Origin of the sequence: Microbacterium testaceum (genome assembly GCF_029761935.1) — a bacterium.
Lineage (GTDB): Bacteria > Actinomycetota > Actinomycetes > Actinomycetales > Microbacteriaceae > Microbacterium > Microbacterium testaceum_A.
The window spans coordinates 987,502-1,003,232 of the sequence record NZ_CP121699.1; the positions used below are offsets into that span (position 1 = coordinate 987,502).

Sequence of the window (15,731 nt, forward strand, 5' to 3'; positions counted from 1 at the left end):
AGCTCATGCTCAGGCCGCGTCACGACTCTCAGCACGGAGCGCTTCGGCGCGGCGTTGTTCGACGGCGGCGATGACTTCGGCGACGCGGTCGGGCCAGAGGTGCGCGTAGGTGTTCAGGGTTTCGGTGGCGTCTTTGTGGCCGAGCATCTGTTGCACGAGTTTCACGTCAGCGCCGGCGGCGATCGCGTTGGTGGCGGCGACATGGCGGAGGTCGTGGACGGACATGGTGTGGGCGAGGCCGGCGTTGGTGCGGGTCTTGGTCCAGACGCGGGTGTACCAGTTGCCGCCGTCGATGGGTCCGCCGCGTGGGGCGGTGAAGACGAAGTCGTCGGGGCCGCGGCCGGCGGTGAGCTTCACGAGTTCGCGCATGAGTGATGGCATGACGGGCAGCCACCGTTTCTCCCATGTCTTGACGGGTCCGAGCTTGCGGCGGCCTTCACGGTCGACGGTCCAGGTGCGGTGGATGCGGGCGCGGTCGTTGTCGGGGTCGAGGTCGCGGACTTTGAGGGCGGTGGCTTCGCCGATGCGGGGGCCGCTGTAGGCGAGGAGCTCGAGGAGGAGTTCGTCGTCGGGGCGGCCGGTGAGTTCGTGGGCGGTGTCGGCGAGGGTTTCGATGTCGGGGTACGACAGGTGTGGGAGGTCGTTTTCGATGTCGCCTTCGTCGCGTGGGAGTTCGACGTTGGCGAGGGGGTTGCGGCCGATGATGGCTTCGGCGACGGCGTAGCGGATGGCGCCGCCGAAGGTGGAGCGGACGATGTGTCCGAGGTAGGCGGGCGCCATTTTCGCGGGGGTGCGGGCGGTGGTTTTGATGTGCTGGTTGACGTCGAACACGTGGGGTGCGGTGCCGTCGCGCAGTTGGAGGACCCATGCATCGATCTGGGGGCGGGAGATGGATCCGACGGGCGTGTGCTGCCATTTGGGAAGGACGTAGTTGTCGAGCTCGCGGCGGTAGCGGCGCCAGGTGGAGTCTTTGATGCGGCCTTTGGAGGCGAGCCAGGCTTCGGCGATCGCGGCGAACGTCTGTTCGCGGGCGGATGGGTCAATGTACCGGTCAGATCGGATGTCGTCTTCGAGGGAGGCGATGAACGCTTCGGCGTCGCTGCGGCGGGTGAAGGCGCGGGAGCGGGGTTTGTCGGTGCGGGGGTCGTGCCAGCGGGCGGACCAGCGTTGTCCTTGCCCGTAGCGGGTGGTGCGGAAGTGGTCGGGCAGGGCTTTCAGGGCGCGGAGTTGCGCGCTGGTGGGGCTGATCTTGGTGGTGGTGCCGTCGGGTAGGTCGACGACGGCGTCTTTGACCCAGAGGTCGGTGATCCAGGCGCGGGCCATTAGGCGACCTCGACGCGGTGGGTCCACTGGCCAGCGCCCATCTTGGGTTGCACGTAGACGGTGTCGCCGATGCGCAGGAGAACGGCTTGGAACGCTTCGAGGGTGGTGCGCATGACGCCAAGGTCGATCGCCATCGCGCCGACGTGGCCGTCTCGGATCTCCTCGACGTGCCGGTAGTCGTCGAGGGTGATGAGGCGCAGCGCGCCCCACTCCTCGGCGGCGCGTTCTTGCTTGGCGTGCACGGGGCCGAACTGGGTGGGCTGATGGCCGAGGGCGTGGTGTCCGAGCTCGTGCGCGAGCACGCAACGGTGGAGACGTGCGGCCATGCCGGGGCGTAGGCGGGTGAGTTTCCGGTCGGTCCAGGACTGACCGTCGCGTCCGGTGGGGACGCGGCCGTACTCGATGTGGATGCCGCCCTGGCGGGCGAGGTCCTCGAGGTATGCGTCGATGGGTGTCATTGCTCGTCGGTCGGTTCTAGGTCAGCTTCACGGGCTACGGCTTTCAGGTCATCCTGCGTAGGGGTTCCGACATTGGCGGCGCGACGTTCGGCCAGATGCGCGATCACTCGCTCCTTCTGGTAGGCCGGCAGGTCATCGATCGAGCCGTGGTACTCCTCGCGAAGGCCGAAAATCGGGTTGCCCTCGTATTCCGCCGTCTGTTTGAGGTGGGGCTCGAGTGCACGGATGTAGATCTCACCGTCAGCGTCCGCGGGCGGAGTTGCGGGGTGCGCGTAGCGGAGCGCTCGCGCGGCCAGGTTGGCGGAGCTCCCTCTGTGCTCACCAATGCTGCCGACCCAGCCGACCAGGTCCCCCATGATCTCTAGACGGTGTCTCACTTCATCGAACAGGTCGTAGGTGGAGACCTCGTCGAGATCGGCGGGGAGCCCGAGGGAAAGTTCCTCCTCAAGGTCTTCCTCGCTCAGGTAACCCGCCGACACCAAAGCACCGAGCGGGCTCTTTCCGTATGCCCGGGCGAAGGCCACGACCTGCCGAGGCTTTGGGTCGATATCTCCGCTACGCCACCGGCCGATTGTCGAGGGACTGACGCCGACCTTCTGGGCGATCACCTTGTCGTTGTCCGGTCGTGCGGTCGCGGCCATGTATCGCGTCCAGGTCTCGTTGCTCACGTGTCCTGAGCGTAGCTAAACCATTGCGTGCACGCAATCACTTTGCGCCGCAGATACGCGAAATTCCGCCAGACCAGCAATTGCAGACACGCAAAGCGATTGCGAAACTGCGACGGACGGCCTACCGTCGCTGTCATGCAATCCGATTCCACCACCGCAACGGAGCCGAAGCTCATGCTCAACCGGGCCAAGCTCGACGAGCTGCGCCGCGCGAGCGGCATCCGCTCCGAGGCCGAGCTGGCTCGGCGGTTGGGCGTCGACGCCGCCACCCTCTACCGACTGACCAAAGGCGACGCGGTCCCCGGCAACCGATTCATCACGGGCCTCAAGCTCGCTTTTCCGCTCTGCAGTCTCGACGACCTTCTCACGCTGCAGGTGGCCTGATGTCTCTCCACGCACTCCCCCAGGCGGACGCCGTGGTCGACGCCGCGCCTCCCGGTTTTGAGGGCGTGCCGGCGGTGATGTCGCCGAAGCAGCTCGGCGAGCTGCTGGACGTGAACCCGCGGACGCTCGAGCGGTGGCGGATCACGAAGACCGGCCCGGCCTACTACACGCTGCCCGGGTCGAGCCTCATCCGGTACGGCCGCGCCGACGTCGTCGCGTGGCTGACCGCGTCCCGCGTCGAGGTGACCCCGTGAGCCTCCTCCGCGTGCTCGCCGCGGCGGCCGTCGTCGGCCTGGCGTTGCTGGTCGCTCCCGCGGCAATCGCCCCGGGGTTCGGCGGCGGCGACCTGATCGTCATCTTCGCCCCCGTCGCGCTGCTGTGGCTGTGCGCCCCGCGGGCGCGTCCCGAACTGTCTGCCGGGGTCTCGTCGGCCCCCACCGATGTGCCCCACATCACGGAGCCCCCGGCAGACACCACCCCCTGACCCCGCAGCACCCCCGCCCACCCGGGCACCACCTCATCGTTTTGAAGTCCTTGGCAGGAGTACCGATGTCTCGCGTTCTCATTCGCACCCCGCGGCCCCTCGTCCGCCGCCCGTACCGCGCCCGCCGCGCACCCCAGCACGCCGACGTCGTAGCCGCCGTCATCGAGGCGACACCGGTCCCCCGCGGGCTGATCGTCCTCGTCGGCGTCATGGGTGGCGCGGTGCTGCTCGAGCTGATCGTCGCTCTGGCGGTGATCCTGTGAACGCCCGCGAGGCCGACGAGGTTCTCGTCAGCGACGATGCCCGCGGCGCGGGGCGCGTGGACATTACCGTCGTGCACGGCCGCTACGAGACCGCGCTGAACGTGTCCGCTGGCGAGCTGGTGCGACTGCGGGCGGCGATCGATGAGCGCCTGTTCACCCTGCCCGCCGACGACGTACGCGCCGCCGTTGAGGCCGAGCGTCAGCGCGCCGCCGCGCATGCCCGCGAGGGATACCGAGGGAATGAGAACTGCGACGACATCGCGAAGCGCATCCTGAGCGGCGAGCCCGCCGCGGATGAAATCCCGGGGCGCGTCTGGGGCCCGCCCGCCGTCGACGTACGCGAAGCGCTGGTGTCCCTGCTCGAAGAGTGGGGCGAGGGCGCCGTTCTGGCCCGCGACATCATGGAACGTTTCGAGGTCCGCCCGCACGGGACGGTCGCCGACGCCGACGAGGAACTCGCACGGCTGAGCGACGCGGCCCGACCTGGCCCGTGGAAGGCGCACGAAACGGTTCAGGCCGACAACTTCATCGTCGAGGAGAAGCAGGGCTTGCTCCTGGGACCGGGCCCCGTCATGGGCCCGTCCTACGACCGGTCCACGACCCAGTACGTCGTCGAGCTCGTCAACCGGCACCGCGCCGCGCTCGAAGCCGCACGGGAGGTCCGCTCGTGATCGCGGTGGGTATCGACCCTTCGCTCACGTGCACCGGCATCGCGATCAACGAAGACGGCGAGATCACCACCCGCCGCGTGCGCACGCCGAACATCGGCACCACGCTCACGGCGAAGAGGCTGCGACTGCGGCGCGCGATCGAGGGCGTGCTCGCACCGATCCCCGCCCGGGTCGACGTCACGCTGATCGAGGTGCCGACGTCGACGAAGCAGTTCGGTGCGCACGGCGAGCGCATGGCTTTCTACTGGTGGCTCGTCGACCAGATGTTCGCCCGCGGCCCCGTGGTCGCTGTGTCCCCGTCGAGCCGGGCGAAGCTCGCCACCGGCAACGGCCGCGCGAGCAAGGACGACGTCACCACGGCCCTTCGCGCCGCGTTCCCGGCCGCGACGATCCCGGACGACAACGTCGCCGACGCGGCGGGGCTCATGTGGGCCGGCGCACGCTGGGCAGGCATCCCCACCCCCGACTACCTGCCCGAGCAGGCGGAGGCGTACTCGCGCCTCGACTGGCCCACCCGCGTCACCGCGGCCCACTGAGAGGACACCCCTATGGTCAAGCTCGCATCGTCGCTCCCGAAGGAGTACGACGACAACGGCATCGAGTCGAACGGGCGGCACCTGCTCGGCATCTACCCGAGCCAGACGTACCTGCCCGTCGTCGCCCTCGTGCGCACGAAGGAGATCACGCAGAACGATTCGTTCGAGCGGATCCCGAAGATCGAGATCGTCGCGATCGAACTCGCCGTCGACGACGACGACCAGGACACGGCGCGCGCCCTGTTGCAGCGGTTGCACGACGCGCGGATTCAGCACGTGAAGGTCCCGCTGGACCTGCCGGACCCGGATGCCGAGCGGGAGGCGGTTGCCCCGCTCGAGCTGGAGGCGTCGACCGGGCAGTACACGCTGACCGTCGTCGACCAGCCCGCGGGGAAGTTCGGTGTCGAGCTGCGCGCCCCGTCGGGTGCGCTCGCCCTCACCCGCAGCGCACTGCCGACGGCGGACTATGACGTCCCGTTCCCCGGCACGTACCAGGTGGGTCAGCTTGGTGGCCCGCTGGGCGAGCTCGCGGCGCTGCTCGTGCAGGAGTTCGAGCAGGGCTTCACCACCGGCCCCGAGGACGACGTCGTCGACGCCGAACTCGTCGAAGACATCACCCCCACCACCGACGCCGAGGAGGCATGAGCACCATGAGCAACGCAGCACCCATCACCCCCATCAACCAGGCCAAGCAGCGGCAGCAGAGCACCGAGGAGCTCGTCGCGGACCGCGCGTCGCTCAAGGCCGACGCCGAGCACATCGCCGAGCGGATCGCGGAGATCGACGCGCAGCTCGTCGAGCGGCTGCCGGTCGGCACGCACGACGTCGACGGGACGAAGGTCCAGGTGCGGGAGTACTCCCGGCTCGACACCGACTGGGTCGCGGCCGAGTACCCGCAGGCGGACTACCCGCAGCTGTACAAGACGACCACGGGTGTCGATCTGGCTGCGGTGAAGAAGCAGTTCGCGCCGGCCGTGCTCGAGGAGCACCAGGTGCGCGGCGCGAAGTCCGTCGTCGTCAAGTAGCGCGATCGCCGCGAGGGCATACACGCCGGGTTCGAGTCCCGGGGCGGCACGGAAAGGAGTGATCATGCCGATCCTCAACTACACGACCACCATCGACGTCGAGAAGACGATGGGCGAGATCAACCGCGCCCTCGCCCGACGCGGAGTCACCCGCATCTCGACGCTCTACGACGACCACGGCGTCGCCGCAGGCCTCGCCTTCACGATGAAGACCGACTACGGCGTCCGCGACTTCGAACTCCCGGTGCGCACCGACGGTGTCCTCGCCGCGATGAAGGCCGACCCCGCGGTGAAGCCCGCGCAGAAGAACACCGCGCAGGCCGCGCGCGTGGCGTGGCGCATCGCGAAGGACTGGCTCGAAGCGCAGGCCGCTCTCATCGACGCGCAGCTCGCCACGCTCGACGAGGTGATGCTGCCGTACATGGTCGACGGCGGCGGCCAGACGATGTACGCCGTCTACCGCTCCACGCAGAAGGCGATCGGAGCATGACGACTGTCGAGGACCTGTACCTCGGGGTCATCCGCGACAGCATCACGCGGCACCCGCGGTCGCTGCAGAAGCGCATCGGCCCGTCGGAGATCGGCAAGCCCTGCGACCGCTGGATCCTTCACAAGCTGAACGGTGACGGCGAGCCTGACCGTGGGCCCGCGTGGAAGCCGGCGATCGGCACGGCGGTGCACGATCAGCTCGAGCGGTGGTTCGACGAAGCGAACCGCGGTGGCGGCGAGGTCGACAAGACCGAGTGGATCACCGAGTGGCAGGTCACCGTCGGCACCATCGGCGGGACCAGCATCACCGGGCACTCCGACCTGTTCCACGTCCCCACCGGCACCGTCATCGACCACAAGATCGTAGGCCCTAAGCAGCTCACGAAGTACCGCATCCACGGCCCCAGCGAGCAGTACCGCGTACAGGCCCACCTCTACGGCAAGGGCTTCACCGACGACGGTGGCTGGGGCCCGTGCCGGACCGTGGCGATCGCGTTCCTCCCCCGCGACGGTGAGCTGCAGAACGCCGTGTTCTGGTCCGAGCCGTACAACCCGCACCTCGCCGGGGAGGCGATGCTCCGCGCGAACCGGCTGAACCTGATGCTGCAGGTCGTCGGCATCGACGCGGCGCTGCAGGCGGCGCCATTGTGCGATGACCAGTGGTGCACCTGGTGCAAGACGGAGCAACGCGCGCAGCAGCGCGCCGCCGGCGGCTCCCTCTTTGACGTAGGCGAGCTGCGCGTCGTGCCGGATGCCGCGCCGACACCGTCGCCGGGGAACGCGATCCCCCCTCTCGCCGAGCTCATCCCGCCGGCACCCGTCGCGCGCGTCACCCCCATCCGCCCCGAGGTCGCGGTCGCCGCGCCGACGCCGCTGTGCACGGCGTGCGGAACCGTCATGCACCCCGTGCTCATCGCCGAAGGCCACACGACTCACCCGACGTGCGCCTACCCCGCCCCTCGACCTATCCCCGCGACGCCGCAGCCAGCGGCGGCCGCACCCGCCCCCATCCGCAACCTGTTCGACCGCTGACCAAGACCAACCCCAAGGAGAAACATGTCCCTCTTCGAATCGTCCAGCAAGGGCCTCAAGTTCGACACCGTCGGCGCGACGCACACCGGCGTCGTGCAGTCTGCACCGTGCGAGCGGCAGCAGACGAAGTTCGGCAGCCAGGAGCCCGACTTCTGGCCCAACGGCGACCCCAAGATGCAGATCCTCGTCGACCTCAAAACCGACCAGCGTCTCGACGCGAGCGACACCGGCGAGCGCACGCTCTACGTCGCGTCGAAGAACCTCAAGCGCGCGATCGGTGAAGCGATCCGCGCGGCGGGCGCGTCGGACATCCTGCCCGGTGGGACGCTGACGGTGCAGTACATCGGCAACGACCCGGCGTCCGCGAACCCCGCGAACCCGGCGAAGATGTACACCGCTCAGTACACGGCCCCGACGTCGGCGTTCGTGCAGCAGCCCGCCGCCGCGGCGCCCGCCGTGGCTCAGCCCGCGCAGGTGGCGCAGCCGGTGCAGCAGCCGGTCGCCGCGCCCATCCCGCAGGCACCGGCCGCCGTGCAGCAGCAGCAGGCCGTGCAGCAGCCGTTCCAGCAGCAGACCGCCACGCACGCCGGCGGCCTCACCGATCAGCAGGTTTCGCAGCTGCAGCAGCTCCGCGGCGCGGGTATCCCGCCCGAGACGATCGCCACCGCGATCGGCGCCACGGCGGAGCAGATCGCCGCGTTCGACAACACCCCGTTCTGAACGGGCAGCCCGGATGGTCGCAGGCACGGTTCGACTCCGCGCCCGGGCACATGAGCACTGACACCACGACACCCCTGACGATCTACGTCGCGGGCCCGATGACCGGGCTCCCCGACTTCAACTACCCCGCTTTCCGTTCCGCCGCCGAACGACTGCGCGAGCTCGGCCACCTCGTCGAAGACCCGTCCACGAACGAGAACCCCACCCCCGGCGACTACCACGGGTGGCTGCGCGCCGGTCTCGCGCAGCTCATCCGCTGCGACGGCGTCGCCCTCCTCGACGGGTGGGAAGCGTCGGGCGGCGCCCGCCTCGAGGTGAACGTCGCCGCCACACTCGGGCTGCGCGTCGCGCCACTCACTGCATGGCTCGCCGAAACGGTCGTGCCCCGATGAGCCTCTACTACGAAGACCAATACGTGCAGCTGCACCTCGGAGATTGCCGAGCGATACGTGGTTGGACCGCCGCCAACGTGCTCGTGACCGACCCTCCCTACGGGACGCAAGTACTCGGCGTCGGCGACGTCAATCACGGCGGTTACGGCCGTCGCCAAAATGCCGCGCGCGACAGCAAGCACGCCTCCAAGCGACCCGGGGTGGGCCGCGAGGGATACGTCATTGCCGGCGACATGGATACGGAAAGTCGAGACCTCGCCCTCGAGCTCTGGGGAGATCGGCCCGCGCTCGTGTTCGGGTCACCTCGCCTGCCGGACCCGCCTGGACCTTGGGACGACCGCCTCGTGTGGGACAAGCGGCGCCCCGGCATGAATGGCGGACCTTGGCGCTACACCCACGAGTCCATCTACGCGCGCGGCTTCGTTCGGTCGAGCAACAGCAACTTCTCCGTCATGACCGCATTTCCCGCCGACCAGTCGCTGCACATCCACGCTAAGCCCGTCGCCCTCATGGAGTCGCTCATCGAATGCGCCCCGCCAGGCGTCATCGCCGACCCCTTCGCTGGGTCCGGATCCACGCTCATCGCTGCTCGAAACCTTGGACGCCGCGCCATTGGCGTCGAGGTCGAGGAGAAGTACTGCGAGCTCATCGTCCGCCGACTGTCGCAGCAGGCCTTCGACTTCTCCGAGCTCGAATCATGAGCACCTTGACGGTTGCGCAGCACCCGGCGCCCTGCCCCGACTGCGACACCTGGATCCAGGTCGGCGACCGCATCACCCGCCCGAATCCGTTCGAGTCGTGGCGGCACGCGTCCTGCTCCCGCACGAAGTTCGACTTCGACCCCGCCACCGTCTGCCCCGACTGCTTCACCGTCCGCGCCACCACCGGAGCCTGCAACTGCGCATGAGACTCATCACAGAAAACCAGACCCCACGCCGTGGGCGTGAGCGATCAGCCTTCCCAGGGCCGGTCGTTCGGGTCGAAGGGGCTCTCAATGCCTCCGCCCATGGGAATGTCGTCGCCGTCGTCGGCAGCGGTCTCCTTCTCCGCGAGACGCTTCTCCAGCACCTCGATGCGTTCGAGAAGATGACCCACCATGTTGAGGGTGTAGGTAAGCGTCGCTTCCTTCTGGAATTCCACGTCCCGATCGCTGCCGATCGTCACGCGCATGGCTGGTGCCTGGAGGCCAGCGAGCTTGCGCCGATCGTTGACGTACTCCTCATAGGACTTGCGCTGCATGTCTTCGCTCATGCCCGCACCCTATCGGCGGAGGTCAGCCGATGACCACACTTCTCGCCACCGCCCTCGAGCTGCACGCAGCCGGGCTCTCCGTCGTGCCCGTCGCCGCCGACGGCACCAAGCGTCCCCGCATCGCGTGGAAGCAGCACACCGGTACCGCCGCCGACGAGACGCAGCTGCGCGCCTGGTTCGACAACGACCTCGAGCAGGGCATCGGCATCGTCACCGGGTACGGCGACGTCGAACTCCTCGAAGTCGAGGGCGTCGCTATGGCCCAGATGAGCGACGTGCTCGAACTGCTCGACGGCACCGGCCTCCGCCCCGTCTACGACCGCCTCATCAACGGATGGTCCGAACAGTCTCCCTCCGGTGGCCTGCACCTGCTGTACCGCGTCGAGGGTGGCACGGTCCCGGGGAACACGAAGGTCGCGCAGCGCCCGACCGAAGGCGCGACCGGGCGGGAGACGCTCGCGGAGACGCGCGGCACCGGCGGGTTCGTCGTCCTCGCCCCCTCGAACGGTGACGTGCACCCGACCGGCCGCCCGTGGGTGCGGCTCGTGGGCGGGCCCGCCGGGCTCCCCACCCTCACCCGCGAGGAACGCGACCGGGTCCACGCGATCGTGCACGCCGCGCTCGACACCATGCCCGACGAAACCCCCGCCAGCGCCGGCGGGCCCGTCGACGCGAAATGGTCGACCACGTTCCACGCTGCCGACGGCGACATCACCCCTGGCGACGACTACGAAGCCCGCACCGACTGGACTGAAATCCTTGTCGGGTGGGTGCATGTGTTCACCCGCGGTGCGACGAAGTACTGGCGCCGCCCCGGCAAGAACGACGGCATCAGCGCCACCACCGGCCACGCCGGCGACCGCGACCGCCTCTACGTCTTCACCTCATCGACCGAGTTCGAACCCGAGGTGCCGTACACGAAGTTCGGTGCGTACGCCCTCCTCAACCACCACGGCGACCACGCCGCCGCCGCGAAAGCCCTAGCCGACGTCGACTACGGCCACCGCGCACCCCGCGAGCTCGCACCCGCCACCCCTGCCGCGTCACGCACCACGTCGACCGGCACTCAGATCAGCGCCGTCGGCGCGCCCGCCACGGCCACGGCCCCCGCGGCGACCGTTGGCGGCGACAGCGCCGACCTCACCGACGACGGCAACGCCCGCCTCCTCGTCGCCGAGTACTCCGGCACCATGCGGTACGTCCCCGACGCCGGCCGGTGGGTCACCTGGGACGGCACCCGGTGGGCGTGGCACCCCGACGACGGGCCCGCGATCGAAGCCGCCCGCGACGTCATCCGCCGCATCCCCACCGACAACACCGCGCTCAAGGCGTGGCGGCTCAAGTCGATGCGGGCACGCGCGATCGGCGACGCCGTGCGCCTGGCCCGCGCAACCCCGGCCATGCGCGTCGCCGCGGCCGAGTTCGACCGGCACCCGTGGCAGCTCAACACCCCCGGCGGTGTCGTCGACCTCCGCACCGGCGCGATCGCCACCCCCACCGCGGCACTGTTCCACTCGAAGCAGACGACCGTCACGCCCGACGCGACCATGAAAACCCCGCTGTGGGACAGGTTCCTCGCCACCACGTTCCAGTCGAACGCGGCCGTCGAACGGTACATGCAACGCCTCGCCGGGCTGATGTTCATCGGCGAGGTACGCGAGCACATCCTCCCGTTCGCGCACGGCGCCGGCGGCAACGGCAAGGGCGTCTTCGCGGAGGTGCTGTCCGCGATCGCCGGGGACTACGCCACCTCCGCCCCGCAGGGGTTCCTCGTCGTCGGGCGGGAGAAGCACCCCACCGAGCTCGCCATGCTGCAGGGCCGGCGGCTGGTCATCACGTCCGAGATCAACGAGGACACGAAGTTCGACGAGGCGAAGATGAAGGCCCTCACCGGTGGCGACACGATCACCGCCCGCTTCATGGGCAAGGACTTCTTCGACTTCGCCCCGTCGCACACGTTCCTCCTCCTCGGCAACAGCCAACCGAAGGTCGAGACCGGCGGAGACAGCGTCTGGCGGCGACTCCGACTCATCCCGTTCACCCACTCGGTGCCCGAGTCCGAGCGGATCGAGGACCTGCAGCAGCGGCTCGTCGACGAGGAAGGCCCCGGCATCCTCGCGTGGATCATCCGAGGCGCCGTCGGGTACGCCGCCGACGGGCTCGACACCCCGGCTGAGGTGCTCGCCGCGACCGACGCGTACCGCGCTGAGGAGGACCACCTGGGTCGGTTCATCGAGGACCGGTGCTCCACCGGCGGCGGCGAGTACGCGCGCGTCGAGATGGCGGAGCTGCGGAAGGCGTACGACGCGTGGTGCAAGGAGCAGCGGGAGGACGCGCTCACCGCGCAGTCGTTCGGTCGGCAGCTCAAGCAGCGGTTCGACGTCGGCACGGCCAAGTCGAACGGGCGCCGGTTCTACACGAACGTCACTCTCTACGCCCCCGAGACCGAGACGGAGTCCGACGACCCGCGCGACACCCCCTGGCACGAACGATGACCGCCAAGGCCCCGCTCGCCGCCCGCTGCGGGCGCTGCTCCCGCCGCGTGCTCGAGGTCCGCGCCGATCACCACCTCGGCGTGCTCATCGGCGCACCCCGCCTCGACCCTGTCGGCCTCACCCGCGACCAGGTGCTCGCGTGCGTGCTCACCGGCATCCGTGTCTGGCAGATCCAGGAGCGGGCCGGGAAGACCGCCACGAGCCTCCGTACCCGTTACTGGCCGACGCGGCCCGTCGACGGGCACACCGCCCCCGAACACACCTGCACCCGCACCTGGGACGCACCCGCCCTCGACCTCGCACCCGACGAGGTCGTCTACCCCGACCAGCCCCCTTTCTGAGAGGACCACGCCATGACCGAGATCACCCGCACCGTCCAGCAGCTCGTCGCTGACATCGACGTCGACGACGACGGACTCGTCACCATCCACGCACCCCACCCGCTCACCCCCGACGAAGCGCGAGACGCCGCCGCCGCCATCATCGTCGCGGCAAAGGCGGGCGAAGAGTACGCCGCCGAGCAGGCCAAGCCCGCCGCAGATCCCGCCGGCGTCCTGGTGGAAGCGTTCTGCCGGGCGTGCCACAAGCCTGTCCAGCGGGACGAGCACAGCAGCAACGGCTGGCGACACGTGACTCCCACCTTCCACACCGCCGTCATCGACAAGGCGGACCTCTGATGCGCGCCGCAGATCGCCTCGGCGACGACTTCCCCCACGGCACCGTCGACGGCTACCGACACGGATGCCGCGACGCCAACTGCCCCGCACCGCTCGCATGCCGCGACGTGTACCGGCGGTACTCCGGCGACTACTCTTTCCGCCGCCTCGTCGACCAGGGCGTCCCGCTCGAGGACATCCTGGCCCGCGAGGCCGAGGAGCGCGCCGGCATCGAGCAGCGCGACCGCGCCGCCAACCGCGGCACCAAGGCGCGCCCCGTCGCGACGAAGACCGACGCCGCGCCGCGCACGAAGACGCCGGCCAAGGCAACCGCGAAGCCGAAGACCCCGCCGCTGGCGCCGGTCGTGAAGCTCGACCCGGTGGCCGAGTGGGAGCAGGCGCGGAACGCGTGGCGCGCACGCCGCAAGGCGCTCTATGCCGACCTTCGCACCGCCGAGCGCGCCCTCGCCACGGCCACCGCCGAGCGCGACCGCGCGCAGACCGCGTTCGATGAGTTCGCCGCGGCAGGCGAACCGCTGAAGCCCAAGGCCGCGGACCCCCGCGCAGGTGCACGCGAACGCACGCAGACCGAGGTGCGACGCCTTCACGCCTCGCGGCTCTCCGACGCCGAGATCGCCCACGACCTCAGCATCAGCGTCGCGTACGTCGGCATCATCCGCCGCGAGCTGCACCTCGCGGCCAACGTGAAGCGCCGGTCGACCGCGATCCCCCGTGAGCCACGCGCGCCGCGCCAGGTGCTCGGCCACGGCACGAACGCGTCCTACGCCCGCGGATGCCGGTGCGACGCGTGCAAGGACGCCGCACGCGAGTACCACCGCGAGTGGATGGCCAACCGGCGTGAGACGACCGAGATGATCGCGGCCGAGCACCACGGCACCGCGTACGGCTACCAACTCGGATGCCGCTCGAGGGAGCTCTGCCCCGCCACGCCCTCGTGCGCGGACGCCTCACTCGCCGAGGAACGCCGCCGACGCCGCGCGGCCGGGGTGCCCGAGGCGGCACCTCGCGTCGACGCCGAGCCCGCCCGGGCGCACGTGCGCGCGCTGATGGCCGCCGGCATGACCCTCGAAGCGGTCGCGCTCCACGCAGGCGTCCCGCGTAACCGGCTCGGCGAGCTCATCTACGGGCGCAGCGACCGCGGCGGCGATCTCCCCGCGCAACTCGAGGCGAAACGCGCCGAGCTGATCCTCGCCGTGAGGGCGGTGGCCTGATGCGCATCCTCACCGTTCGCCAGCCGTGGGCGTGGGCGATCATCCACGGCGGCAAGGACGTCGAGAACCGCGTCCGCAACATCGCCGGCGACTACCGCGGCCCCGTAGCAATCCACGCCGCTCTCGCGCGCGCGACCGCGGGTGACGCCCAGGTGGTTGCGCACCGCGTACTGACGAAGCGTCGAGCGTCATTGGTGGATTGGTCCACGGGCCAGGCGCACGGCGTGATTCTCGGCGTCGTCGACCTGATCGGCGCGCACCGTGCGTTCGGAGACAACCCCGGCGGTCGCAACCTCTGCGGCTACAACGGCCAGTGTTCCGACTGGGCCGAGCCTCGGAACTGGCACCTCGAATTGACCCGCCCGCGCGCGCTGGCCGAGCCGATCCCGTACCGCGGCGCCCTCGGCCTCCGCCACCTCGACGACGACACGACCGCACACATCCTCGCGCAGATCGGAGAACCCCAGTGAGCGACCTCGCCCCGGCCGACGCGATCGACCCGCACGCCGCCCGCGCGCTCTGGGTCGAAGAGTTCCTCTGGCACGTCGACCAGCTGCCCTACGTCGTCGAGACGACCGGCACGATCGTCATGGCCGCGCGCGGCGTCCGCGCCGCCCCGCTCACTGAGCGGGTGTCTGGCGGCGGGTACTACGACAACATGCCCGTCGTCGACGGTCCCGAGTCCCGCAACGCGCGTGCCGTGTGGGACACCCTCCGTGGGTACCTCGTCGTCGCGACGTCCCGCCTCGGCGTCGAAGCGCCACAGCTCCCGTCACAGCTCCCCGATGTGGAGCTCGCGCGCGAGTGGGCGTACGCCGCGAACGCGTGGCTCTCCGACGTCGTGGAACTCATCGAGGACTGGGACGACCTCACCGCCCTGCAAGACCAGCTGTTCCGCCTCATCCGTCGTGCCCGGCAGCGCCTCGACCTGTCGACCGCGCGCCGCGCGCGGCCCGAGTTCTGCGACCGGTGCGGCGAGCACGGCGTCCTCGTCGACTGGATCGACGGCCCCGACGGCACCTCCCTGCTGTCGAAGGTCTGCATCGTCTGCCGCACCGACCACACCCCCACGACGACTTCAGAGCAGGTGCCCCAGTGAGGCGTCAACCCAGGATGACCGTGGCCTCGCGCCCTTCACGGAGGCTGTCTCGCCAAACCACGGTTAGGGTCGCAGAGGAAGGATCGGAGAACCCGCCGCCGAAGCGCAGGAACACCATCTGTCCATTCGGCACGTCTCGAAATTCGAGGCCATCTTCCATCTCAACGTGTGCCGGCGGATGTGCTTCGAAAGATACGAAATCGGCATCGGAACCGGTGTTGTTCCTCACCGCCCAGCGCTCCGTCGAACGGCGCTCTACGACCCAAGGAACTTTGGCCGCATCACGAGCCGTCTCTCGGAGGTTGGCCTGCTCCAATGCAGTAGCGGCGCGCTGCTGCGCTCCAGCTATGGCCGTAGCAGCTGCTGACGCCTCCTCTGCGTACCCCAGCGCTTTGGTTTCATGGTCACTTGCATCGTCTCGTGCCCGCTGCGCATCACGCACACCGCGCCACGCAATAATCGCGGCGATCACGGTCGCGACGAATATCCCCGCGTTGATTATGTTGCTCACGGTCCCGTCCACCATTAGCAAGATAGCGGTACCGGGTTCGTG

General features: G+C 69.5%; 25 protein-coding genes. 20 read left to right on the forward strand and 5 right to left on the reverse strand.

Annotated features, from left to right (window positions below):
• Nucleotides 1–9: 9 nt before the first annotated feature.
• Genes QBE02_RS04840 through QBE02_RS04850 form a run of 3 tightly spaced genes read right to left on the reverse strand, consistent with a single transcriptional unit; the run spans nt 10 to nt 2,449 of the window.
• Nucleotides 10–1,323: a tyrosine-type recombinase/integrase gene (locus tag QBE02_RS04840; protein ID WP_279367351.1), complete on the reverse strand. Its 1,314-nt coding sequence runs from the start codon at nt 1,321–1,323 to the stop codon at nt 10–12.
• Entirely contained in the window at nt 1,323–1,781 is a 459-nt protein-coding gene (locus QBE02_RS04845) for an ImmA/IrrE family metallo-endopeptidase (RefSeq protein ID WP_279367352.1), read from the reverse strand. The genes QBE02_RS04840 and QBE02_RS04845 overlap by 1 nt, the downstream gene beginning before the upstream one ends.
• The gene (locus tag QBE02_RS04850; RefSeq protein WP_279367353.1) at nt 1,778–2,449 is read right to left on the reverse strand and encodes a helix-turn-helix domain-containing protein; all 672 of its coding nucleotides are present in this window, start codon (nt 2,447–2,449) and stop codon (nt 1,778–1,780) included. The genes QBE02_RS04845 and QBE02_RS04850 overlap by 4 nt, the downstream gene beginning before the upstream one ends.
• Nucleotides 2,450–2,584: 135 nt before the next feature.
• Here QBE02_RS04850 and QBE02_RS04855 point away from each other — a divergent pair, with 135 nt between their 5' ends.
• From QBE02_RS04855 to QBE02_RS04920, 14 genes are all read left to right on the forward strand, one after another.
• The gene (locus QBE02_RS04855) at nt 2,585–2,833 is read left to right on the forward strand and encodes a helix-turn-helix domain-containing protein (protein WP_279367354.1); all 249 of its coding nucleotides are present in this window, start codon (nt 2,585–2,587) and stop codon (nt 2,831–2,833) included.
• A complete protein-coding gene (locus QBE02_RS04860; protein ID WP_279367355.1) occupies nt 2,833–3,087 on the forward strand; it encodes a helix-turn-helix transcriptional regulator in 255 nt (84 codons plus the stop codon). Before QBE02_RS04855 ends, QBE02_RS04860 begins: the two co-directional genes overlap by 1 nt.
• Nucleotides 3,084–3,317, forward strand: coding sequence for a hypothetical protein (locus QBE02_RS04865; RefSeq protein ID WP_279367356.1), 234 nt, complete (start codon nt 3,084–3,086; stop codon nt 3,315–3,317). Before QBE02_RS04860 ends, QBE02_RS04865 begins: the two co-directional genes overlap by 4 nt.
• A gap of 65 nt (nt 3,318–3,382) precedes the next feature.
• Entirely contained in the window at nt 3,383–3,580 is a 198-nt protein-coding gene (locus tag QBE02_RS04870) for a hypothetical protein (protein WP_279367357.1), read from the forward strand.
• Nucleotides 3,577–4,251 carry a hypothetical protein gene (locus QBE02_RS04875; protein ID WP_279367358.1) on the forward strand — a complete coding sequence of 225 codons (675 nt, stop codon included), beginning with the start codon at nt 3,577–3,579 and terminating at the stop codon, nt 4,249–4,251. Before QBE02_RS04870 ends, QBE02_RS04875 begins: the two co-directional genes overlap by 4 nt.
• Before the next feature lie 5 nt (nt 4,252–4,256).
• Nucleotides 4,257–4,787 carry a hypothetical protein gene (locus QBE02_RS04880; protein ID WP_279367359.1) on the forward strand — a complete coding sequence of 177 codons (531 nt, stop codon included), beginning with the start codon at nt 4,257–4,259 and terminating at the stop codon, nt 4,785–4,787.
• Nucleotides 4,788–4,799: 12 nt separating this feature from the next.
• A complete protein-coding gene (locus QBE02_RS04885; protein WP_279367360.1) occupies nt 4,800–5,432 on the forward strand; it encodes a hypothetical protein in 633 nt (210 codons plus the stop codon).
• On the forward strand, nt 5,429–5,812 hold the full coding sequence (locus tag QBE02_RS04890; RefSeq protein ID WP_279367361.1) for a hypothetical protein: 384 nt from the start codon (nt 5,429–5,431) through the stop codon (nt 5,810–5,812). Before QBE02_RS04885 ends, QBE02_RS04890 begins: the two co-directional genes overlap by 4 nt.
• Nucleotides 5,813–5,876: 64 nt before the next feature.
• Nucleotides 5,877–6,302: a hypothetical protein gene (locus QBE02_RS04895; protein WP_279367362.1), complete on the forward strand. Its 426-nt coding sequence runs from the start codon at nt 5,877–5,879 to the stop codon at nt 6,300–6,302.
• A complete protein-coding gene (locus tag QBE02_RS04900; RefSeq protein ID WP_279367363.1) occupies nt 6,299–7,333 on the forward strand; it encodes a hypothetical protein in 1,035 nt (344 codons plus the stop codon). Before QBE02_RS04895 ends, QBE02_RS04900 begins: the two co-directional genes overlap by 4 nt.
• Before the next feature lie 24 nt (nt 7,334–7,357).
• Entirely contained in the window at nt 7,358–8,053 is a 696-nt protein-coding gene (locus QBE02_RS04905) for a hypothetical protein (protein ID WP_279367364.1), read from the forward strand.
• Nucleotides 8,054–8,103: 50 nt separating this feature from the next.
• On the forward strand, nt 8,104–8,445 hold the full coding sequence (locus QBE02_RS04910) for a DUF4406 domain-containing protein (RefSeq protein ID WP_279367365.1): 342 nt from the start codon (nt 8,104–8,106) through the stop codon (nt 8,443–8,445).
• Nucleotides 8,442–9,146, forward strand: coding sequence for a site-specific DNA-methyltransferase (locus QBE02_RS04915; protein ID WP_279367366.1), 705 nt, complete (start codon nt 8,442–8,444; stop codon nt 9,144–9,146). Before QBE02_RS04910 ends, QBE02_RS04915 begins: the two co-directional genes overlap by 4 nt.
• On the forward strand, nt 9,143–9,352 hold the full coding sequence (locus QBE02_RS04920) for a hypothetical protein (protein WP_279367367.1): 210 nt from the start codon (nt 9,143–9,145) through the stop codon (nt 9,350–9,352). Before QBE02_RS04915 ends, QBE02_RS04920 begins: the two co-directional genes overlap by 4 nt.
• A 44-nt stretch (nt 9,353–9,396) precedes the next feature.
• On the opposite strand, the gene QBE02_RS04925 is transcribed toward QBE02_RS04920, so the two are convergent.
• A complete protein-coding gene (locus QBE02_RS04925; RefSeq protein WP_279367368.1) occupies nt 9,397–9,696 on the reverse strand; it encodes a hypothetical protein in 300 nt (99 codons plus the stop codon).
• A 29-nt stretch (nt 9,697–9,725) separates the two neighbouring features.
• Here QBE02_RS04925 and QBE02_RS04930 point away from each other — a divergent pair, with 29 nt between their 5' ends.
• Genes QBE02_RS04930 through QBE02_RS04955 form a run of 6 tightly spaced genes read left to right on the forward strand, consistent with a single transcriptional unit; the run spans nt 9,726 to nt 15,178 of the window.
• Nucleotides 9,726–12,191: a phage/plasmid primase, P4 family gene (locus tag QBE02_RS04930; RefSeq protein WP_279367369.1), complete on the forward strand. Its 2,466-nt coding sequence runs from the start codon at nt 9,726–9,728 to the stop codon at nt 12,189–12,191.
• Nucleotides 12,188–12,532: a hypothetical protein gene (locus tag QBE02_RS04935; RefSeq protein WP_279367370.1), complete on the forward strand. Its 345-nt coding sequence runs from the start codon at nt 12,188–12,190 to the stop codon at nt 12,530–12,532. The genes QBE02_RS04930 and QBE02_RS04935 overlap by 4 nt, the downstream gene beginning before the upstream one ends.
• Nucleotides 12,533–12,544: 12 nt before the next feature.
• Nucleotides 12,545–12,868 carry a hypothetical protein gene (locus QBE02_RS04940; RefSeq protein ID WP_279367371.1) on the forward strand — a complete coding sequence of 108 codons (324 nt, stop codon included), beginning with the start codon at nt 12,545–12,547 and terminating at the stop codon, nt 12,866–12,868.
• Nucleotides 12,868–14,079, forward strand: a complete 1,212-nt coding sequence (locus QBE02_RS04945) for a hypothetical protein (protein WP_279367372.1) — start codon at nt 12,868–12,870, stop codon at nt 14,077–14,079. The genes QBE02_RS04940 and QBE02_RS04945 overlap by 1 nt, the downstream gene beginning before the upstream one ends.
• A complete protein-coding gene (locus tag QBE02_RS04950) occupies nt 14,079–14,549 on the forward strand; it encodes a hypothetical protein (protein WP_279367373.1) in 471 nt (156 codons plus the stop codon). The genes QBE02_RS04945 and QBE02_RS04950 overlap by 1 nt, the downstream gene beginning before the upstream one ends.
• Entirely contained in the window at nt 14,546–15,178 is a 633-nt protein-coding gene (locus QBE02_RS04955) for a hypothetical protein (protein WP_279367374.1), read from the forward strand. The genes QBE02_RS04950 and QBE02_RS04955 overlap by 4 nt, the downstream gene beginning before the upstream one ends.
• A gap of 4 nt (nt 15,179–15,182) precedes the next feature.
• On the opposite strand, the gene QBE02_RS04960 is transcribed toward QBE02_RS04955, so the two are convergent.
• A complete protein-coding gene (locus tag QBE02_RS04960; RefSeq protein WP_279367375.1) occupies nt 15,183–15,689 on the reverse strand; it encodes a hypothetical protein in 507 nt (168 codons plus the stop codon).
• Nucleotides 15,690–15,731: the final 42 nt, after the last annotated feature.